The sequence below is a fragment of the Pseudoalteromonas sp. Scap25 genome (genome assembly GCF_013394125.1).
GTDB lineage: Bacteria > Pseudomonadota > Gammaproteobacteria > Enterobacterales > Alteromonadaceae > Pseudoalteromonas.
This window is the reverse complement of record NZ_CP041327.1, coordinates 896,056-914,217: the sequence shown is the minus strand read 5'-3', so window position 1 is coordinate 914,217 and position 18,162 is coordinate 896,056. Positions and strand designations below refer to the sequence as shown.

Sequence of the window (18,162 nt, the reverse complement as noted above, 5' to 3'; positions counted from 1 at the left end):
AACAGTATGAGCGCATTATTAATTTACAAAACCTTGCACGTATTTTTTATGATTGCTTGGTTTGCCGGTATTTTTTACCTACCTCGACTTTTTGTTTATCACGCTATGAGTGAAGAAAAATCGTGTAACTCAATGCTAAAAGTAATGGAACGTCGGCTGCTTTATTTTGTTACCCCCTTTGCTGTGCTTACCGCAGTGTTTGGCGTATTAACTATTGTTGAATACGGCCGCGAATGGTTTCGTTACAGTATGTGGCTGCATTATAAACTAGTGCTGGTAATCATTTTATATATTTATCATGGCTACTGTTTCAAATTATTAGCTGATTTTAAACACGATAGAAATACAAAAAGCGATCGGTTTTACCGAATTTTCAACGAGCTACCTGTTTTAGCGTTACTCGTTATAGTTGCTTTAGCCATTATTAAGCCAAGCTTTTAAATACAGGATTATAAATTACACTGCCAAGTCGCAAACTAAGTTTGTATAATACGCGCGATTGCGTGCTCCTTTATGGATTATCGCGCCTTTTTGAATAACTAGGAATAACCCCATGTTCAGTTTCCAAGGTGAAAATATACTCTCTGTTAATCAACTCGATCGAGACTGTATTGAACGCATATTTGCTGTAGCAAAAAAAATGGAGCCATACGCAAAAAAACAAAAGCGTACCAATGTGCTTGAAGGCGCTATTTTAGCAAATCTATTTTTTGAACCTAGTACGCGTACTCGTGTTAGTTTTGGCACTGCGTTTAACTTACTCGGTGGACTGGTTCGTGAAACCACCGGTATGCAAAGCTCTGCGCTTGCTAAGGGCGAGTCACTATATGATACCGCACGTGTTATTTCAGCCTATGCTGATGCGGTTGCAATGCGCCATCCAGACTCAGGCTCGGTAGCTGAATTTGCAACAGGTTGCAGCGTACCAGTAATAAATGGTGGCGATGGACCCAATGAGCACCCTACTCAAGCGCTGCTTGATTTATTAACTATTGAGCGAGAGCTTAACCGCTTCGATCAAAATATTGATGGTATGCACATTGCGCTAGTCGGCGATTTAAAATATGGCCGAACCGTTCACTCGCTATCAAAGCTACTATGTCATTACAAAAACATTCGCTTTTCAATGGTTGCCCCTAATGGCTTGCAAATGCCTGACTCAATTTTATCTGTCGTTGAAAATGCAGGGCATAAAATTGAACTGGTTGATAAAATGGAAGGTAACTTAGCGGCCGATATTGTTTATCAAACACGCATTCAAGAAGAGCGTTTTCCGTCTCAAGAGGAAGCTAATAAATACCGTGGTGGATTTAGAATTAGCCAGTCTATTTACAATTCCCATTGCAAACCGAACTCGGTGTTAATGCACCCGCTTCCTCGCGATAGCCGTTTAGAGGCAAACGAACTTGATAATGACTTAAATGCTAACGACAATCTAGCAATATTCCGCCAAGTACAAAATGGCGTACTTATTCGTATGGCGCTGTTTGCTTTAACCCTCGGCGTAGAAAACAAAGTCGAGCAGTATGAAGTAGACGTTCCTTGGTTTAGCCGCAAACGCGATAGCTAAGCTTTTAATTTTAAAGTGATAAAACAATAGGATTTTTCATGACAATTAGCCAAGACTTATTTAAACGAGCTCAAGACTCTATTCCTGGTGGCGTAAATTCACCAGTGCGTGCTTTTAATGGTGTAGGTGGTACTCCGCTGTTTATTACTAAAGCACAGGGCGCGTTTACATTTGATGCTGATGGCAACCGTTACATTGATTATGTGGGCTCTTGGGGTCCAATGATTATGGGCCACAATCACCCTGAAATAAAACAAGCAGTACATGATGCGGTAGAAAATGGTTTAAGCTACGGTGCACCTACCGAAGCTGAAATTTTAATGGCTGAAAAAGTTAAAGAGCTAGTCCCATCTATCGAAAAAGTACGTATGGTAAGCTCAGGTACTGAAGCAACAATGAGTGCAATTCGCTTAGCTCGTGGTTTTACTGGTCGTGACAAAATTTTAAAATTTGAAGGGTGTTACCACGGCCATGCAGATTCACTGCTAGTAAAAGCCGGCTCTGGTGCATTAACTATGGGTGTACCTAACTCTCCGGGCATTCCTGAAGATTTAGCTAAGCACACACTCACGGTATCGTTTAACAATATTGAAGAAGTGAAAGCGATTTTTGCTAAATACGCCGATGAAATCGCGTGTATTATTGTTGAGCCAGTTGCAGGTAACATGAACTGTATCCCACCAGTACCTGGCTTTTTAGAAGGACTGCGTGAAGTCTGTGATCAGTACCAATCTGTGCTTATTTTTGACGAAGTAATGACAGGTTTTCGTGTAGCCCTTGGTGGCGCTCAGGCTTACTACAACATCAAACCAGACTTAACCTGTTTAGGTAAAGTAATTGGTGGTGGCATGCCAGTAGGCGCGTTTGGTGGTAAAACAGAAATTATGGATTACATCGCACCTGTAGGCCCAGTTTATCAAGCGGGTACACTTTCAGGAAACCCAATTGCTATGGCTGCAGGCTTAAAATCACTTGAGTTACTAAGTGCACCTGGCGTTCACGAAAAATTAGAAGCTATTAGTAAAGCGATTTGTGAAGGCTTTGAAGCTGCAGCTAAGAAAGCAGGCATTGCCTTAACGACTAACTACGCTGGCGGCATGTATGGCTTTTTCTTTACTGATGCAGAAAAAGTAACTACTTACCAACAAGCCACTGAATGTGATTTAGAGCGCTTTAAAAAGTTCTTCCACTTAATGCTTGAAGAAGGAGTTTATTTAGCACCTTCAGCGTTTGAAGCTGGTTTTGTTTGTGCTGCGCACACAGAGCAAGAAGTTCAAGCAACAATTGAAGCGGCAGAGCGCGCTTTTGCTAAGCTATAAGTACACTTTATAACGTTATTAATTACGTATAAAACACAAATTAATAATAAAAAATTGAAAAAGAGCCCGAAAGGGCTTTTTTTATTTGTAAACGCTTATATTTGAATAATAATTAGACTTTATACGGTCTATGTAGCCTAAATCAATTATAAGAGAAAACTATGTCAGGATTAAGACACTTAGCAGCCCCCGCCATCACACTCATGGCAAATTTAAAATATAAAACAAAAATTAGTGTTGTGTTTGGAATTTTATTATTACCATTAGCGCTGAGCTTATTTTTTTTAGTGTCTTTGCTAGGTAACAGTATTAGTGTTTCGCAAATGCAGCAACAGGGCTTAAAAGGTTACCATCGCATCTTAAGTAACCAAATAGATGGCAACACAGATAAAAATCCACAAGTTGCGCGTGCGTTAGGCTATCAAATCAATAGTACTAAAACTCAGGATATACTCGAGTTTATTTCTATTGAATCTAACTTAGCGTTAGATAACCAGCTTGCAAGCTCCTACCTTAACCGCTCATTAGTACTGCCTTTACCCTCGCTAATTGTCCAAATTAACTTACTAACACGAAGTGCAAACACTGTGATCGATAATAATCGATTTACTCCTGAAACCTTTATTGCGCTATCTAACTTAAATAAATCGTTACCCCTTTATGAAAATCAATTATATAAAACACTTAAAGTGGCAACCGATGCTGATAGCACCGTGAGCGAAGCCTTATCTGCGCCACTAAAACAATTACACAGCGCAATCAATACATTTAAAAACGCCATAGAAAAAAAATTACTCGAACCTGACAACATAGCCTTAACAAAAGCAGAATTTGCGAAGCTCACTAACAATGTAAACACGAGTATTAATACGCTAATTGAAAAAAGTATCCCAACTCTTGAGAGTCTTATTGAAAAAAAATACGCCTCACAATTGTGGATACGCAACTTAGTATTAGCGGCCTCTGTGATCAGTTTGCTATTTGCTTTATATCTTATGGTCGGCTTTTACTTTGTTGTAGTTGATACTATTACCCAATTTGCTCTTTGTGCAGAGCAAGCAGCCAATGGCGATTTAAACTCGAAGATCAATTCAAGTACTCACGATGAAATGGACATCATTGCCCAAAGGTACAATGCTTTATTACGTGCTTTTACACAGCTATTAGAGAAGGTTAAAAGCAGCACACATTCACTATCTGATGCAACCTACTCCTTATCTCATGTAAGTAGCCAAACGAGTCAGGATGTAGAAAAGCAGCAAAACCGCGTTAATGCTATTAACTCAGCCCTAAGTAATATGAGCCATAGCGCACACAGCGTTGAGGACTCAGCTAATAAGGCAATGCTCACAGCTCAAAAAGCAACAAAACATGTTAAACAAGGCGCAGATAACACGATGGAGCTGGCTAAATACATGCAGGACTTAAAAGTTGAATTTACACACAGCCAGCAATCGCTTAATAAGCTTGCCCAAGATAGCCAAGAAATAAGCAAAGTAAGCAAAGGGATAAGTGAAATAGCCGAGCAAACCAACTTGCTAGCACTTAATGCCGCTATTGAAGCCGCTCGCGCAGGAGAGCATGGCCGTGGCTTTGCAGTTGTTGCAGATGAAGTAAGGACACTCGCTAAACGCACACAAACGCAAACCCAAGAAATACATCAAATTATTAGCTCGTTGCAACAAGCATCTGAAGATACACAGCAAAAAATGCATTCTAGTGTAGAAAAAATGGAGCAATCTGTTGATGCCGCAACACAAACAAATCAAGTGTTACAAGATGCAGAATACAGTATGAATATGATTAAACAACAAGGAGAAGAAATAGCCCTGCGAGTAAAAGAGCAATCACAAGCTACGGCACAAGCTCTAGGCGACTCAGAGGAGGTGAGTAACCTAGCTAATCATACGCTTAGTTCGGCACAGTCTTCCTTACAGGATGCTCAGCGATTACAGCAACTATCGGATGATCTGACTAAATCAATGCAATTTTTTAAATCTTAAAAAATTAATAATTGCCCCGTCCTGAAATAATTTGACGGTTTTAATGAGGGGCTTGGTGTGTCAGTACCAAGTTTTTTTATACACTTGATTTGGTATTTTCATACCCAAACTTAAGTACGAACGCATTTCATTTTATATGAATATCAACTCCTCAACAAGCAGCTTAACTCTACCATGTATAACATTTATACAGTAGGAATATTACTTTAATATCCCGTTTCTACGCTCTACTCAGGTGTTTTGATAACAGTTATATCCGTCATCGATGGCTTAATTCTCTTTTTAAATAACTCATCTTGATATACTTCAGAGCAACACTGTAAACCTCTATCTGAATGATGAATCGCGTCACATTTAAAAACGCTATGCTTAATCGTCATATATAGCGCTTTCATTTCATCACTCAGCTCATAATCCATTATTCTCCGACTATAACTATCAGTTACTAATGACCGTTAATATATGCTTTGCGCTTGCTTTTGTGTGAAGTCACCTTTTTCTACTTACTTAACAACGGATAGTTTAAAGCCTAATGTACAATCTCGTTGGGTACGCTTAGCGCCCTTAATTTCAATGGTCTTCATAAATAGATCCTAAATGTGTAAACGCATTTCAGGACAAAAAAGCTTTCGCATAAAAAAAGCCCTTTCGGGCTTTTTTATTATTTATATTATTGTGATGCTATATAAAGTTTAGAATCGAGCTTCAAACCCTATACGAACATAACGTGGAGTCTGCCAAGAGTAAGCAGCGTCATGGTAAGCATTAACTTCGCCTTCATTTTGCTCGTAATGCTCATTCAAAGAAGCCTCTGACTGACTATTTAATATGTTGAACACATTGATTGATGCTCTCATATCAATATCTGAAACAGTAAAGTCATATGCAGCAGATAAATCTAAGTTAAATGTCCATGGTGTACGACCATTTGTACCACGGTCATGCTTCTCATAGATTTTTTCTTCTTGCTCACATTCACCATTACCATTGGTATCAGGACACTCATTTGTGTAAATGTAGAAAGTATCACCCCAACCACCATTTAGATTTGGATCTTTTGACGGGTAACCTTGGCCGAATAAACTTTTAGGACGACCACTTTGTAATGTTGCATTCCAACCTACAGTCAAGTTTTCAACTGGCTCCCAACTACCAAAAAATTTAAATGTATGACGACGATCATTAGGTTGATAACCCTGAGAGCCATCCATTACAGCTGGGAAGTCGAAGTCTTGTGTAATACCCGCATCAGCTTGGCCAATATCGGATTTAACAGCACCTTCAAAGTTACCAACACTTCGTGCCCATGTATAACCAAACTGGTAACGAATCGTATCAGCCTGATAATTTAAGTTAAACTCTACGGCGGTATATTCATTATTAGCCTTAGGTAAACCAATAGTGTCGGCAGAGTAAGTCGTTAGTGAACCTTCATCTGGAACACCGTCGTTATCAAAGCTTGAATCACCCCAATCAGTACCATTCCAATAGTAACCATCACTATACCAGCTAGAAGATGAACCAGGATTAATCATCACACAATATGGGTAAGCATAACGACCACAGTAATCATCTAATGCAGTAGCAACTTCACGATAAACACCTTTAATACCAACAGTATACTCATCATTTAGTGCTTGCTGTACACCTAAAATATATTCATCTTTTGAAAATGGTTCGGCTTCTTGCGCTTGGAAAATATCTTTTTCTGGGATAACCGGAACACCACTTACTTGTTGTGAGTTTGCTAAACCGCCTGAGCCAAGAGTATCTGCCAAAGGAGCCAAACCTGTAGGTGCTCCTGTCGTTGCATCAACACCCGTATACGTGTAAGCAGTAGTAATATCACTTACCCCAGAAGCTGCACGGAAAATAGTGTTATTTGCTACAGGTAAGTAATAACGTCCATAAGTACCATATACTTTAGTGTCGCCAGTGCTCGTTGGATCCCACGTGAAACCTAAACGAGGAGCAACATCCGTTTTGAAGCTTGTAAGTAGCTTATCTGTTGTGCCCCAACTATCAAACTCATCTATACGTAAGCCAACAGTTACCGCAAAATCATCTGTTACTTGCCAATTATCTTCTATGTAATAAGCCGTAAGCTCTGACTTAAAGCTACCGCCACCATCAAATACTCGATCTTCAACGTATTGCAATACATTACCAGTATTGTTTGTTAATGCGCCATTATCAGCTTGAAAACTGCCGTTAGCCGCTAGTGTACGGTAATCATAACTGTGGCCACCGATAGGACGACTCACACGCTCAGATTCACGCTCTTGATAATCGATACCAAAGCTAATCTGATGGTCTTGCCAAACATACTCAATATCAAGGCGGTACTGAGTATTTTCATCATTATTTGCACCAAAGCTACCACCAGCACCACAACCAGTGATTGGATTAGAAGTACCACGAGAATCTGTAATACTTGGGCAAATTAAGTTTTCTGATTGCGTTTCATACTCAGTCTCAATTGTACCAGCCATTGCTGTGACAACTAAATCTTCAGTTAGTACACCTGTGTAACTCAAGCTTTGCGCTTCGCCACCACGCTTAAGTAATGCACCATCTTTGCGGTCGCCTATAACACCGTTGTTGTAATCATAAACAGAACGCTCAATATCACGACGATTTGAATAAGCAAAATAGCTTAAGCGATGGTTTTCATTAATATCCCAATCGAGTTTACCACCCCAGAATAAATTATCTCCGCCAGATGCAGATTCTTCTCGGTACTGATCGTTCGGTGAAAATTCATCTCCACCCCAAGTATAAGACGACTCAGTATCACGCGGGTTTATTAAACCATAGAAAAAAAGTGTGTCTTCAATAAGTGGGCCACCAACAGCAAGTGTAACGTCAGTCTTGTTATCAGAGTCATAGCTTTCATCTCTGAAAATTTGACCTGCTCCATTATTGCCACGAGAAATGCTGCCCTCTTCTTGCAAAGAATCAGGTTGGTACTGAACTACAGCAGAAAATTCCCACTCGTTAGTACCGCCTTTTGTAGTTGTATTAATAGTACCACCAGTAGCTCGGCCAAACTTGGCTGAATAACCACCGGTTTTAACTTGAAATTGGTCATAGAATTCAAACGGGACTTCGCCACACCCTAAGCCTTGGCGAGTATTAGTAACTTCTAACCCGTTAATATAACATGCATTTTCAGCAACAGAAGAACCACCAAATGACGCTGTATTTCCAAATGCGCTATCACCTTTTACAGCCCCAGGTGCTAATAATGCAACTGATGTTAAATCACGATTAATTGGCATTCTGTCAATTTCAGCATCTGTAATAACTAGGCCCGAATCAGCTGTTGAAAGATCTATTGATGAAATACGAGCACCAACAACTTGAATTACCTCTGGGCCAGAAGAATCGAAACTGTTTAGGTCAAAGTTAGCTTTTGAATTGGCACCTAAAGAGACTCTAACGCGGTCTTCAGCAACTACAGCATCGCCTTTTAATATTTGTATCTCGTAACTACCTGTAGGCAGAGAGGCAAAGCGAAAGGTACCTTCACTAGAAATACTTAGAGTTCGCTCTAAACCAGTTGCAGGGTTTTTAACTTTTACAGTGTAAGAACTATTATCATTAATATTATTTACAGTTCCTATTACATCAGATGCCACAGCAGGTAATGCTAGGCCTAAGGATGCTGATACGGCAATTGCCGTTATACTTTTCCTAAATATTGATTTCATTATTTATCCCTGTTTGAAATTATAATTATATGCCTTAAAGGCATATTTATAATATGCTTATGAAACAAAAATGCAAACAAAAAAACAACAAAGTTAACAAAAAACAAACAAATACCCATTCCTTTAAACTAACAACAGGTGAACAATATTTATACTATAAAAATAAATAAAAACATTTCACTAGTCCTTTATTAAAGAAATCCATAAAAAAAAGCCCTTTCGGGCTTTTTTATTTTTATTACCTAGCGAATACACTGGGGTCTTGGTTTAAACTCACTGGCCCTAAGTGGTAATTGAATCACTTTGCCACACCCTGGTGGTGCTTGCTTCCCCGTTTGCTCGTTTACAAATGCCCACCGAATTGAAGGTGGACGAGTATCGGCAATGGCTTGGGGGTTTAGCGGTTTTAAATAACGAATATAGGTTTCAAGCGCGCCGACACTACCAGTCAAACCAGTGCTTTTATTATCGTCACGACCTAGCCAAGCAACAGTCACTGTATTTTGATCAAACCCGGCAAACCAGCTATCGCGTAATTCGTTACTGGTACCTGTTTTACCTGCTAACTGAATCGACGGAAAATGTAAATTTAAGCGCTTAGCGGTGCCATCTTTAGTTACTCGCTTCATAGCGTATTTGGTCATGTACATGGCATCTTTATCAAAGCGTTGTTCGTTACTCACTTTATGCTTATAAAGTACTTTACCAACAGAGTCAGTTAATGCCGAGATAGACGTCAGCTCTCTGTATTCGCCATCAGCAGCAATAGTGGTATAAAGCTGGGCCACTTCAAAACTCGACATTTCAATAGCCCCTAATAGCAGCGACGGGTATTCATTAATATGGCCTTTAGCACCTAGTCCTCTGAGTGTATTAGCAACTTTATCAACCCCAACATCAAGCCCTAAGTTAACTGCCGGAATATTAATGCTGTGGCTGAATGCTTTATAAAGAGGCACGGCGCCTCGGTATTGATGATCAAAGTTTTCTGGCTGCCATACTTTTCCCTCTTCGTTGGTGACTTGCACGGGTGAATCATCAAGCAATGTCGCTAAATTATAATGAGGAAGCTGCAGTGCACTTAAATACACTGCCGGTTTAACTAATGAGCCAATATTGCGCTTGGTATCAAGCACCCGGTTAAACCCTGAATAGCGCACATCACGTCCAGACACTAACGCTGATACACCAGCTTTTTCAACATTAACGGAGATCATTGCCGCTTCTAATTCTTTGGTATTTGGACGCCTTTCCAAATAAGGTAAACTGGCCTTAATCGATTCTTCCATTGCGGTTTGTTTTTGCAAGTCAAAGTAGGTAAATACGCGCACTCCTGCATCTAATACTTCTTGATCAGGTAGCAGCTGTTTCAACTCGCGATTAACCAACTCTAAGTAACCTGGGTAAGACTTTTGTAAGCTGGCTTTTATTGGCGCAATATCAATTGCGCGCTTTAATGAGGCTCGATACTCTTTAGTGGAAATAAGTTTGTTATCGACCATTAAACGCAGCACTAAGTCACGACGCTCCATAGCACGTTCTTTATAACGTCTAGGGTTATAATAAGAAGGGCCTTTAACCATGGCCACCAGCAGAGCAATTTGGTCGTACTCAAGTTCATCAACGGGTTTTGCAAAGTAAAACTCAGCAGCCAGCCCCATCCCATGTACTCCTTGGTTATAAGACTGACCTAGGTAGACTTCGTTTAAATAGGCTTCAAGAATCTGATCTTTTGAATAACGATAATCAAGAATAAGCGCAATAAAAGCTTCATTGATTTTACGTACTAATGAACGTTCACGGGTAAGATAAATATTTTTAGCTAGCTGTTGCGTCAGTGTGCTGCCCCCTTGCACGGTTCTTCCTGCGCGAATATTGGTATATAAAGCCCGTAAAATAGAAAATACCGATACCCCATGGTGATCATAAAAATCGCGGTCTTCGACCACTAACAAAGCATTTTTAAGCATGTCAGGAAATTTATCTAATGGCACAAATTCGCGGTCTTGTTTTGAGTCATTACCTATACGGGCTATTTGTACAGGCTCTAATCTGGCAGTGTTTAAGCGACGACCGAATTTATCTTTAATACTGGCAACCTTTTCTCCAGAGAAACGTAGTTCAATTACGTGAGCATTTTCTAAACCATCATAAAATTCAAAATCACGACGAAAAATCTTAATACTATTAGCTGTTTTAATATATTGCCCTGTGCGGCTTAAGCGATTAACTGCCGTGTAATTTAAACGTTTAAGCTCCCATAAAACTTCTTGCTCAGATAAAAACTGCCCAGGAAAAAACGTCATTGAACGCGCATACACTTGGGCTGGAAGTTGCCATTTATTGCCTTCAAATTGGCGGGTGATTTTTGCATCAAGATAAATAAAGTAAAGTGCTACAGCGATGAAAGTCGCCAGACTCAGTTTCCAAAAAATAGAAAACAACGTTTTTAAAAATGGCCGTTTAGCCGAGCTTGCGGTTTTTTTTGCAGCACTTTTTCGCGCTGATGTTTTAGATGACTTAGTAGCGCGCTTAGTCGAGGGTTTACTGGTCGGTGTTTTCTTTTTTTCAGCCATTTAAGTGTAATACATTCCAAAGGTTGATTTAACGCGAGGAGCTTATCACATTACTCTAACACCTGAAAAATTAACCCTTCCTGAAATCAAAAAAGCCCTAACTGAGTAGGGCTTTGATTGAACACACAATACTTTTACTTTTAATTACTTCTTACTGAAACAAATTCTGGGTAAGCATCAATACCACAATCATGTTGATCCATACCGTTTAGCTCTTCCTCTTCGGTAACACGAATACCCATAGTTTGTTTTAAGACTGCCCAAACAATGAATGATGCGATAAACACAAAGCCAATGATACATAGTAAACCAATTAACTGTGCCACAAGGTTAGCCTCGGCATTAGTAACCGGCACTAATACCACACCTAATATGCCACATACACCATGCACAGAGATGGCACCTACAGGGTCGTCAATTTTCACTTTATCAAGTGCCACAATGCTTAGTACAACCAAAGACCCACCTAGTAGGCCATATAAACACGCCATTAATGGTGATGGTGATAATGGATCTGCAGTAATAACCACTAAGCCTGCAAGTGCGCCATTAAGTACCATGGTTAAATCTGCCTTACCCCATAATAATTTACATAAGAACAAGGCTGAAATTGCACCCATAGCTGCAGCAGCATTGGTGTTAAGTAGTATTTGACCTACTGCAGTTGCATTTTCTTTATCTGAAATTAATAACTGTGATCCACCGTTAAAGCCAAACCAACCCATCCATAAAATAAATGTACCCAATGTAGCAAGTGGCAAGTTTGAACCTGGAATTGGGTAAATTTCACCATTTTTACCATATTTACCTTTACGTGCACCCAGTAGAATTACACCCGCAAGCGCTGCAGCTGCACCGGTTGCATGGACAATGGCAGAACCTGCAAAATCAACAAAGCCTAATTCAGATAGGAAGCCGCCACCCCATGTCCAGTAACCTTCAATTGGGTAAATTAATCCTGTAAGTACTACTGTAAACACTAAGAAAGCCCATAACTTCATACGCTCCGCTACGGCGCCAGATACAATAGACATAGCCGTTGCAACAAATACTACTTGGAAGAAAAAATCAGACTCTAGTGAATGATCGGCGTCTGCCGCCTGACTACCTATTAGGCCACCAAATGAAGGAATTATTCCGCCTTCAACGTTGTCTACATACATAATGTTGTAACCGACCAACAAAAACATAGTACAAGCGATAGAATAAAGTGCGATATTTTTAGTTAGGATTTCTGTAGTATTTTTTGAGCGCACTAAACCAGCTTCTAACATTGCAAAACCAGCTGCCATCCACATAACTAAGATGCCAGAAATTAAAAAGTAAAACGTATCGAGCGAAAACTTCAGCTCTATAATTGTATTTTCCATGTTGCCCCCTTAAATTGCGTCATCATCAAGTTCGCCTGTACGAATACGGACGATTTGATCTAGGTCGTAAACAAAAATTTTGCCGTCACCAATTTTGCCCGTTCCAGCAACTTTGGTAATGGTTTCTACAACGCGTTGGCAATTTTCACTTCGAGTGGCAATTTCAAGTTTAATTTTAGGTATAAAGTCAACTTGGTACTCTGCACCACGGTATAACTCTGTATGACCTCTTTGACGTCCAAACCCCTTAACGTCAACCACGGTCATTCCTTCGATGCCTAAATCAGCGAGTGCTTCACGCACATCATCTAGTTTGAATGGCTTTATTATTGCACTGATCATTTTCACAAAGGCCCCCTTAGGACACTAGCTTGTTATTGTATTTGCTCTATACAATCCAACCTTTGTGCCACCTTTAAATTACAAATAAAAACAGAGGGTTATTAAATTAAATAATATAAAAAACAAAAAAGCGCACCATTTAGGTGCGCTTTTTTTAAGCAAAATACAGAATTGGTGCGAGTCGATAAATACGCAAATAATCGTCTTTAACTAACCGTTACACTCCCAAATACACATTGATAATGTATTTAAGATTAAAGTTACTCTGTCGCATCGAAAGACAAAGCCGTTTTTTGAGCATCACTTAGCCATATTGACTCCATAGTTTGCACCACTCGAAAGTGAAACTCTTCATGGGTGAAGGGTTTAGTTAAAAAGTCATTCGCACCTGATTTAATAAATCGTGCAGCAACGCCATAACTATATACATCAGCTAAACCAATAATGGCCAATTGCTCACGGCTTTTAATATTTCGAATTGCTCTAATTAATTCAAAACCATTCATACCTGATAAGTTATGGTCAGTGATCACTAAGTTGATTGCCTGATCATGCTCAAGTATATGAAGAGCTTGCGCACTATTATCAACAGTAATGACGTCAAACAATTGTTTTTCGAGCATTTGCTTAACCAAGCTACTGCTCAATAAGGAATTATCTACAACCAGCGCTTTGCGCCCCTGGTTACGCAATAACTGTGCTACAAATTTTATGGCGTAAAGATAAGAGTCGCGATTATCTTTAATGACGTAATCGATAATACCTAATTCCAGCATTTTTAAACGTGTATGTTCATCTGTTTGCGTTGTCATCACCAACGTAGGGATACCTTGCGACAGTGTAAAGCGAGTTATATCAGTATCGATTTGACCACCAACAGATAAATCAACTAACGCGAGCGAATAACTAGTTTGATTTAGTAACTTTTTACATTGAGTAAGTGACTGAGCGAAATCAACCCGCACATCAAGGTAATGAGCAGCAATATGTTTGAGTACCTGTTTTACCCTTATATTATCTTCAACAATTAAAACCCGTTGCATAAACTCCCTTTCATTTACGTTCACCCTTTATGGTAATAAACCTAAAAATAAATCACTCTCAAGCATCCATTTAAAAACAATTAAAGCGACCAATAACTTAAAAAACTTAATTAATAATTAAATTTTTTAATCGCCTTAAACTTACAGTATGGCATACACATCAAGTATATTTCGCCTGTTTGCTATGTTGAGATTAATCTTAATTACATAAACTCAACGATTATTATCGGCAGCTAGTCTCAATACTTTTGTTTTTTACTCAAATATCGCTATAACTGCAGTACATAAAATAAAAAGGGTTAGTTATGAAATTTAGTCGAAGTCTATTTTTACCCATTGCCGCAATTGCACTTACATTTACAAGTGCAACGTTTGCCGATAATCAACGCCGTATTGATATCGACAGTAAAGTAGTTACTCAGCACAAAGCAAAAATAAATAACGAACGATTTTCTTATACGGTAGCAACAGGCACACAACCGGTATGGGATAACAAGGGAGATGCCATAGCAACCCTTCAATACACTTACTACACCCGCGATAAAGTAGATGACAGAACAAAGCGTCCATTACTTATTTCATTTAATGGTGGCCCAGGCTCAGCATCGGTTTGGATGCATTTAGCTTACACCGGCCCTCGTGTTTTAAAAATTGACGACGAAGGCTACCCAATTCAACCTTATGGTGTAAAAGATAACCCTTATTCGGTTTTAGATGTAGCGGATATCGTTTATGTAAATCCTGTAAATACAGGTTATTCACGTGTTGTAGAAGATAAAGACGGTAACCTTTTACCCAAAGATAAACAAAAAGAGCTATTTTTTGGCGTTAATGCCGATATAAAGTACCTCGCAGAATGGCTTAATACTTTTGTATCTCGAAATGAACGTTGGCGCTCTCCAAAGTTTTTAATTGGTGAAAGCTATGGTACTACTCGTGTATCGGGTTTAGCACATGAGCTGCAAAATAGTCAGTGGATGTACATTAACGGTGTTGTACTCGTTTCTCCTACCGATATCGGTATTAAACGCGACGGACCAGTAAAATCAGCTAACCGCCTACCTTACTTTGCAGCTACTGCATGGTACCACAAAGCATTAAACGCCGATTTACAAGCAAAAGATTTAGACGAGCTATTACCAGAAGTTGAACAGTTTACTGTTAATGAGCTCATCCCTGCGCTTGCAAAAGGCGGCTTTATTGCGCCTGACGAAAAACGTCGTATTATTAAAAAAATGGCTGAATATGCGGGTTTATCTGAAACATTTGTTAGTCAAAACAATTTAGATATTCCAACACAGTTTTTTTGGAAAGAGTTGTTGCGTGAACGCGGACAAATGGTTGGTCGACTGGATTCGCGCTATTTAGGCATAGATAAACGCGATGCCGGTGAGTCTCCAGATTACTGGGCAGAGCTTACATCATGGCTGCACTCTTTTACCCCTGCAATTAACTACTATCTTCGTGAAGAGCTTAATTACAAAACCGATATCAAATATAACTTATTTGGTAACGTTCACCCATGGGACAGAAGCGGAAATAATACCGGTGAAAATTTACGCTTAGCCATGGCTCAAAACCCTTATTTAAGTGTAATGGTTCAGGCGGGCTATTTTGACGGTGCAACCAATTACTTTGATGCCAAGTACACCATGTGGCAATTAGATCCAAGTGGTAAAATGCAAGATAGATTAAGCTTTAAAGGCTACCGCAGTGGCCACATGATGTATCTACGTCATGCAGATTTAGAAAGTTCTAATAACGATTTACGCGAGTTTATAATGCAGTCTTTACCCAAAGACGGTGAATCCGCTAAATACTGATTAGCTTATATCCACTTAAAAAAGTGATCACTTAGGTCACTTTTTTACTTATAACTGCGGCGGTTCGGTATGTGTGCAATTACCGGTGCGAATAACGGTTGGCTTTGCTATGTACTGCTTAGTAGTGAGTATTTCAGCAAGATTTATTAGCGTCTTAAGGGTACTTTTTAGGGCGATCCGATTATTTAACCACGTGGGTATCTTACCGCCTGGTAACGCATATACCTGATAACTAATGTGCAAATTTTTCGCCTGCTGAGTTAACAGCCACATTGCATCTAAGGTGCTTATTCTTATTACCCCTTTAGTTTTAGGTAAAAAATCTGGGCGCGCGTGAATACTAAGCTGCGTTTGCAACGAACTCACCCTTGTATAGCACGAATAAGTAATCACATCTCTATTGCTAACAGGCCACGGGCTATCAATATAACTGTAAACTAAGTTTTCTGAAGGGCTTAAAATTTTGAGTAACGTGACCTTAGTAATGTTTTCTATCCAGCTAGGGGCTGTATCGGTATCACTAAGTAAAGCAACTAAATCCTCTGCGGTGACATTGCTAACCACCGTTTCAGCTTTCATTTTCAAGGTATCGTCAGTTAAACGCTGAAAATAAACACTTACCCCTTGTTTACTTTCGTAAAGTTGCCAAGATGGCTGTGAACACACATTGGTAGCAAAACACAAAAGTGAAAGAATCATGCACTTTTGCAGCAAGGTCCGGCCACAAAAGTGCTTAGTCATTAAAGCCAATAGGGTTCTGTATCAAATGAAGCATGTCGACTTTGCTCCATGGCACTAACTAAAAAGTCAGATTTTTGTTCTAACCATAGTTGTATTTTTGCCAGTTGAGCATCTTCTTGCCCGCCACACAGCTGTTTTAAATAATCAAGCGTGCTTAACTCATACATCCCATGAGAAATATCCAGCCAAGGGAGCCTAAATTCTAATCGCTCATCTTTATTAAACAGTGCCCCTAAACAGTTACCACTGAGTAAACTATTTTCTAATTGAGTGCGGAAGTTTAAGTAATCATTGCCTGCTAAGCTTTGCTCTTTAGGCAATAAGCGATGTAAGTTTTTCCAATCTTTATCAAATAAGCGATGAGCAATATCTACAATAGGTTGCTCTGCATTTTGAAGCTCTGCTTGGCTCCAATCTTTACGCCACTGCTTATTTATCAGCCACGTTGTTAAGCTCAGCAATAAACGGTTGTAGCGGGCACTATGAAAAAGCGAAAAAATATCGTCAATGCTCGGCTGTAACTCTTTTAAATCGTTTATAACTTGCGTTAACGCAGGAGCACTATTTATTTTTTTATAAAAAGCATGGCGCTTAGAGGTATAAGTTTTTAACTGAATCGCATTTTCAACCCATGCTAATTCACTTAATAACCACTTTAGCTCTGTTCTGAGGTGATCGGTACTTTCTTTACTAACAATATCGTCAAACAACCAAAAGTTGTGTCTAATTAAACTAATGCCATCGGTTACCCGCTTTAATGTTTTTAAGCTCGGCTTATCGAAGTAGCATTGCTCGTGTTTTTGCACAAAGCGAATTCCAAACCCCATAGCTTCAATAAGAGCTTGCTCTTGAGTGACTTGCTTATTAAGTTTAACAAAGCCGATTGATTTACTTGGTTGTAGCGGTGTTTCATCCGCAAGGCGATAGCCTCTTGCTGCTTTTGAATAGAGCCCTAAACGAATGCTGTTTTGGCTCACTAATATATCTGCAAAAGCAAATAGCTCCTCACGACTACCTTCAACCAGCTCGATTTCAAGCTCGCTGATGATTTCTACCTTACCTGACGCAGCAATTTCACCTTTATCTAATACCACTTCAATTTTGGCACCATTTGGGGTTTCTATTAACCACGTACGGCGAATAAAATTAGTACTAAAAATAGGGTATAGATTTTGTGATATGGCATCAATTTGCATACCGTGAGGCCAAATTGATGAATCAAACGCCATTAGATTTGGTCGGTTTGTTTCTATTGGAAGATTGTATTCTGGGCGCTGATGTAAGCCCCCGACCACTTCTCCAGCTAGCTTAATTGTTTGCTCACAGCGCTCGTCTGTACAACGCGTTCTAAAGCCAATATCGAGTGCTCTTAACTCTCTGCTTGGTGTATCATAATAAGCATTTTGCAAACTTTTAGAAGGTTTGTTTGTGACTGTTTTTGCAAATTGAGTAATTAGTGAGGGGATCAGTGGAATGACGTCATCTGATACCAAAAATTTCAGTTCTATCTCAGTATCCATTAGGCTTGCGGATTACCCTTAAAATTAATAAGTGCTCAAAATAAACAAAGCAGCCCTATATTGCAAATTTTTTAGTCATAAACACGCAAGCAAAATGCTCTGGTTACAATATCTGTCTTGCTATTAAACTATTAAATCCATA

The 18,162-nt window shown here is 39.4% G+C and carries 12 protein-coding genes and 1 pseudogene; 5 read left to right on the top strand and 8 right to left on the bottom strand.

Annotated features, from left to right (window positions below; genetic code table 11):
• Positions 1–6: 6 nt before the first annotated feature.
• From FLM54_RS04155 to FLM54_RS04140, 4 genes are all read left to right on the top strand, one after another.
• Positions 7–441: a CopD family protein gene (locus FLM54_RS04155; RefSeq protein WP_010391077.1), complete on the top strand. Its 435-nt coding sequence runs from the start codon at positions 7–9 to the stop codon at positions 439–441.
• Between the two features lie 112 nt (positions 442–553).
• Positions 554–1,570 (top strand): aspartate carbamoyltransferase, encoded by a 1,017-nt coding sequence (locus FLM54_RS04150; RefSeq protein ID WP_054202016.1) that lies wholly within the window; start codon positions 554–556, stop codon positions 1,568–1,570.
• A 38-nt stretch (positions 1,571–1,608) separates the two neighbouring features.
• The gene (gene hemL / locus FLM54_RS04145) at positions 1,609–2,889 is read left to right on the top strand and encodes a glutamate-1-semialdehyde 2,1-aminomutase (protein WP_069440337.1); all 1,281 of its coding nucleotides are present in this window, start codon (positions 1,609–1,611) and stop codon (positions 2,887–2,889) included.
• Positions 2,890–3,050: 161 nt separating this feature from the next.
• Entirely contained in the window at positions 3,051–4,892 is a 1,842-nt protein-coding gene (locus FLM54_RS04140; protein ID WP_178955355.1) for a methyl-accepting chemotaxis protein, read from the top strand.
• 60 nt (positions 4,893–4,952) lie between these two features.
• Here FLM54_RS04140 and FLM54_RS18805 read toward each other — a convergent pair.
• The 6 genes and pseudogenes from FLM54_RS18805 to FLM54_RS04110 all read right to left on the bottom strand — a co-directional run.
• A pseudogene (locus tag FLM54_RS18805) lies at positions 4,953–5,344 on the bottom strand (IS3 family transposase); the annotation flags it as partial.
• A 240-nt stretch (positions 5,345–5,584) separates the two neighbouring features.
• Positions 5,585–8,605 carry a TonB-dependent receptor gene (locus tag FLM54_RS04130; RefSeq protein ID WP_178955351.1) on the bottom strand — a complete coding sequence of 1,007 codons (3,021 nt, stop codon included), beginning with the start codon at positions 8,603–8,605 and terminating at the stop codon, positions 5,585–5,587.
• Positions 8,606–8,847: 242 nt separating this feature from the next.
• The gene (mrcB, locus tag FLM54_RS04125; RefSeq protein WP_178955349.1) at positions 8,848–11,181 is read right to left on the bottom strand and encodes a penicillin-binding protein 1B; all 2,334 of its coding nucleotides are present in this window, start codon (positions 11,179–11,181) and stop codon (positions 8,848–8,850) included.
• A 140-nt stretch (positions 11,182–11,321) separates the two neighbouring features.
• Complete coding sequence (locus FLM54_RS04120) at positions 11,322–12,551, bottom strand: ammonium transporter (RefSeq protein WP_054202014.1); 1,230 nt, start codon at positions 12,549–12,551, stop codon at positions 11,322–11,324.
• A gap of 9 nt (positions 12,552–12,560) precedes the next feature.
• Positions 12,561–12,899 carry a P-II family nitrogen regulator gene (locus FLM54_RS04115; protein ID WP_010391070.1) on the bottom strand — a complete coding sequence of 113 codons (339 nt, stop codon included), beginning with the start codon at positions 12,897–12,899 and terminating at the stop codon, positions 12,561–12,563.
• Between the two features lie 254 nt (positions 12,900–13,153).
• A complete protein-coding gene (locus tag FLM54_RS04110; protein ID WP_178955347.1) occupies positions 13,154–13,936 on the bottom strand; it encodes a response regulator in 783 nt (260 codons plus the stop codon).
• Between the two features lie 305 nt (positions 13,937–14,241).
• On the opposite strand from FLM54_RS04110, the gene FLM54_RS04105 reads away from it, so the two are divergent.
• The gene (locus FLM54_RS04105) at positions 14,242–15,759 is read left to right on the top strand and encodes a S10 family peptidase (protein WP_178955345.1); all 1,518 of its coding nucleotides are present in this window, start codon (positions 14,242–14,244) and stop codon (positions 15,757–15,759) included.
• A 48-nt stretch (positions 15,760–15,807) separates the two neighbouring features.
• On the opposite strand, the gene FLM54_RS04100 is transcribed toward FLM54_RS04105, so the two are convergent.
• The gene (locus FLM54_RS04100) at positions 15,808–16,500 is read right to left on the bottom strand and encodes an START domain-containing protein (RefSeq protein WP_178955343.1); all 693 of its coding nucleotides are present in this window, start codon (positions 16,498–16,500) and stop codon (positions 15,808–15,810) included.
• Positions 16,500–18,020, bottom strand: coding sequence for a CYTH and CHAD domain-containing protein (locus FLM54_RS04095; RefSeq protein ID WP_178955341.1), 1,521 nt, complete (start codon positions 18,018–18,020; stop codon positions 16,500–16,502). Before FLM54_RS04095 ends, FLM54_RS04100 begins: the two co-directional genes overlap by 1 nt.
• Between the last annotated feature and the right edge of the window lie 142 nt (positions 18,021–18,162).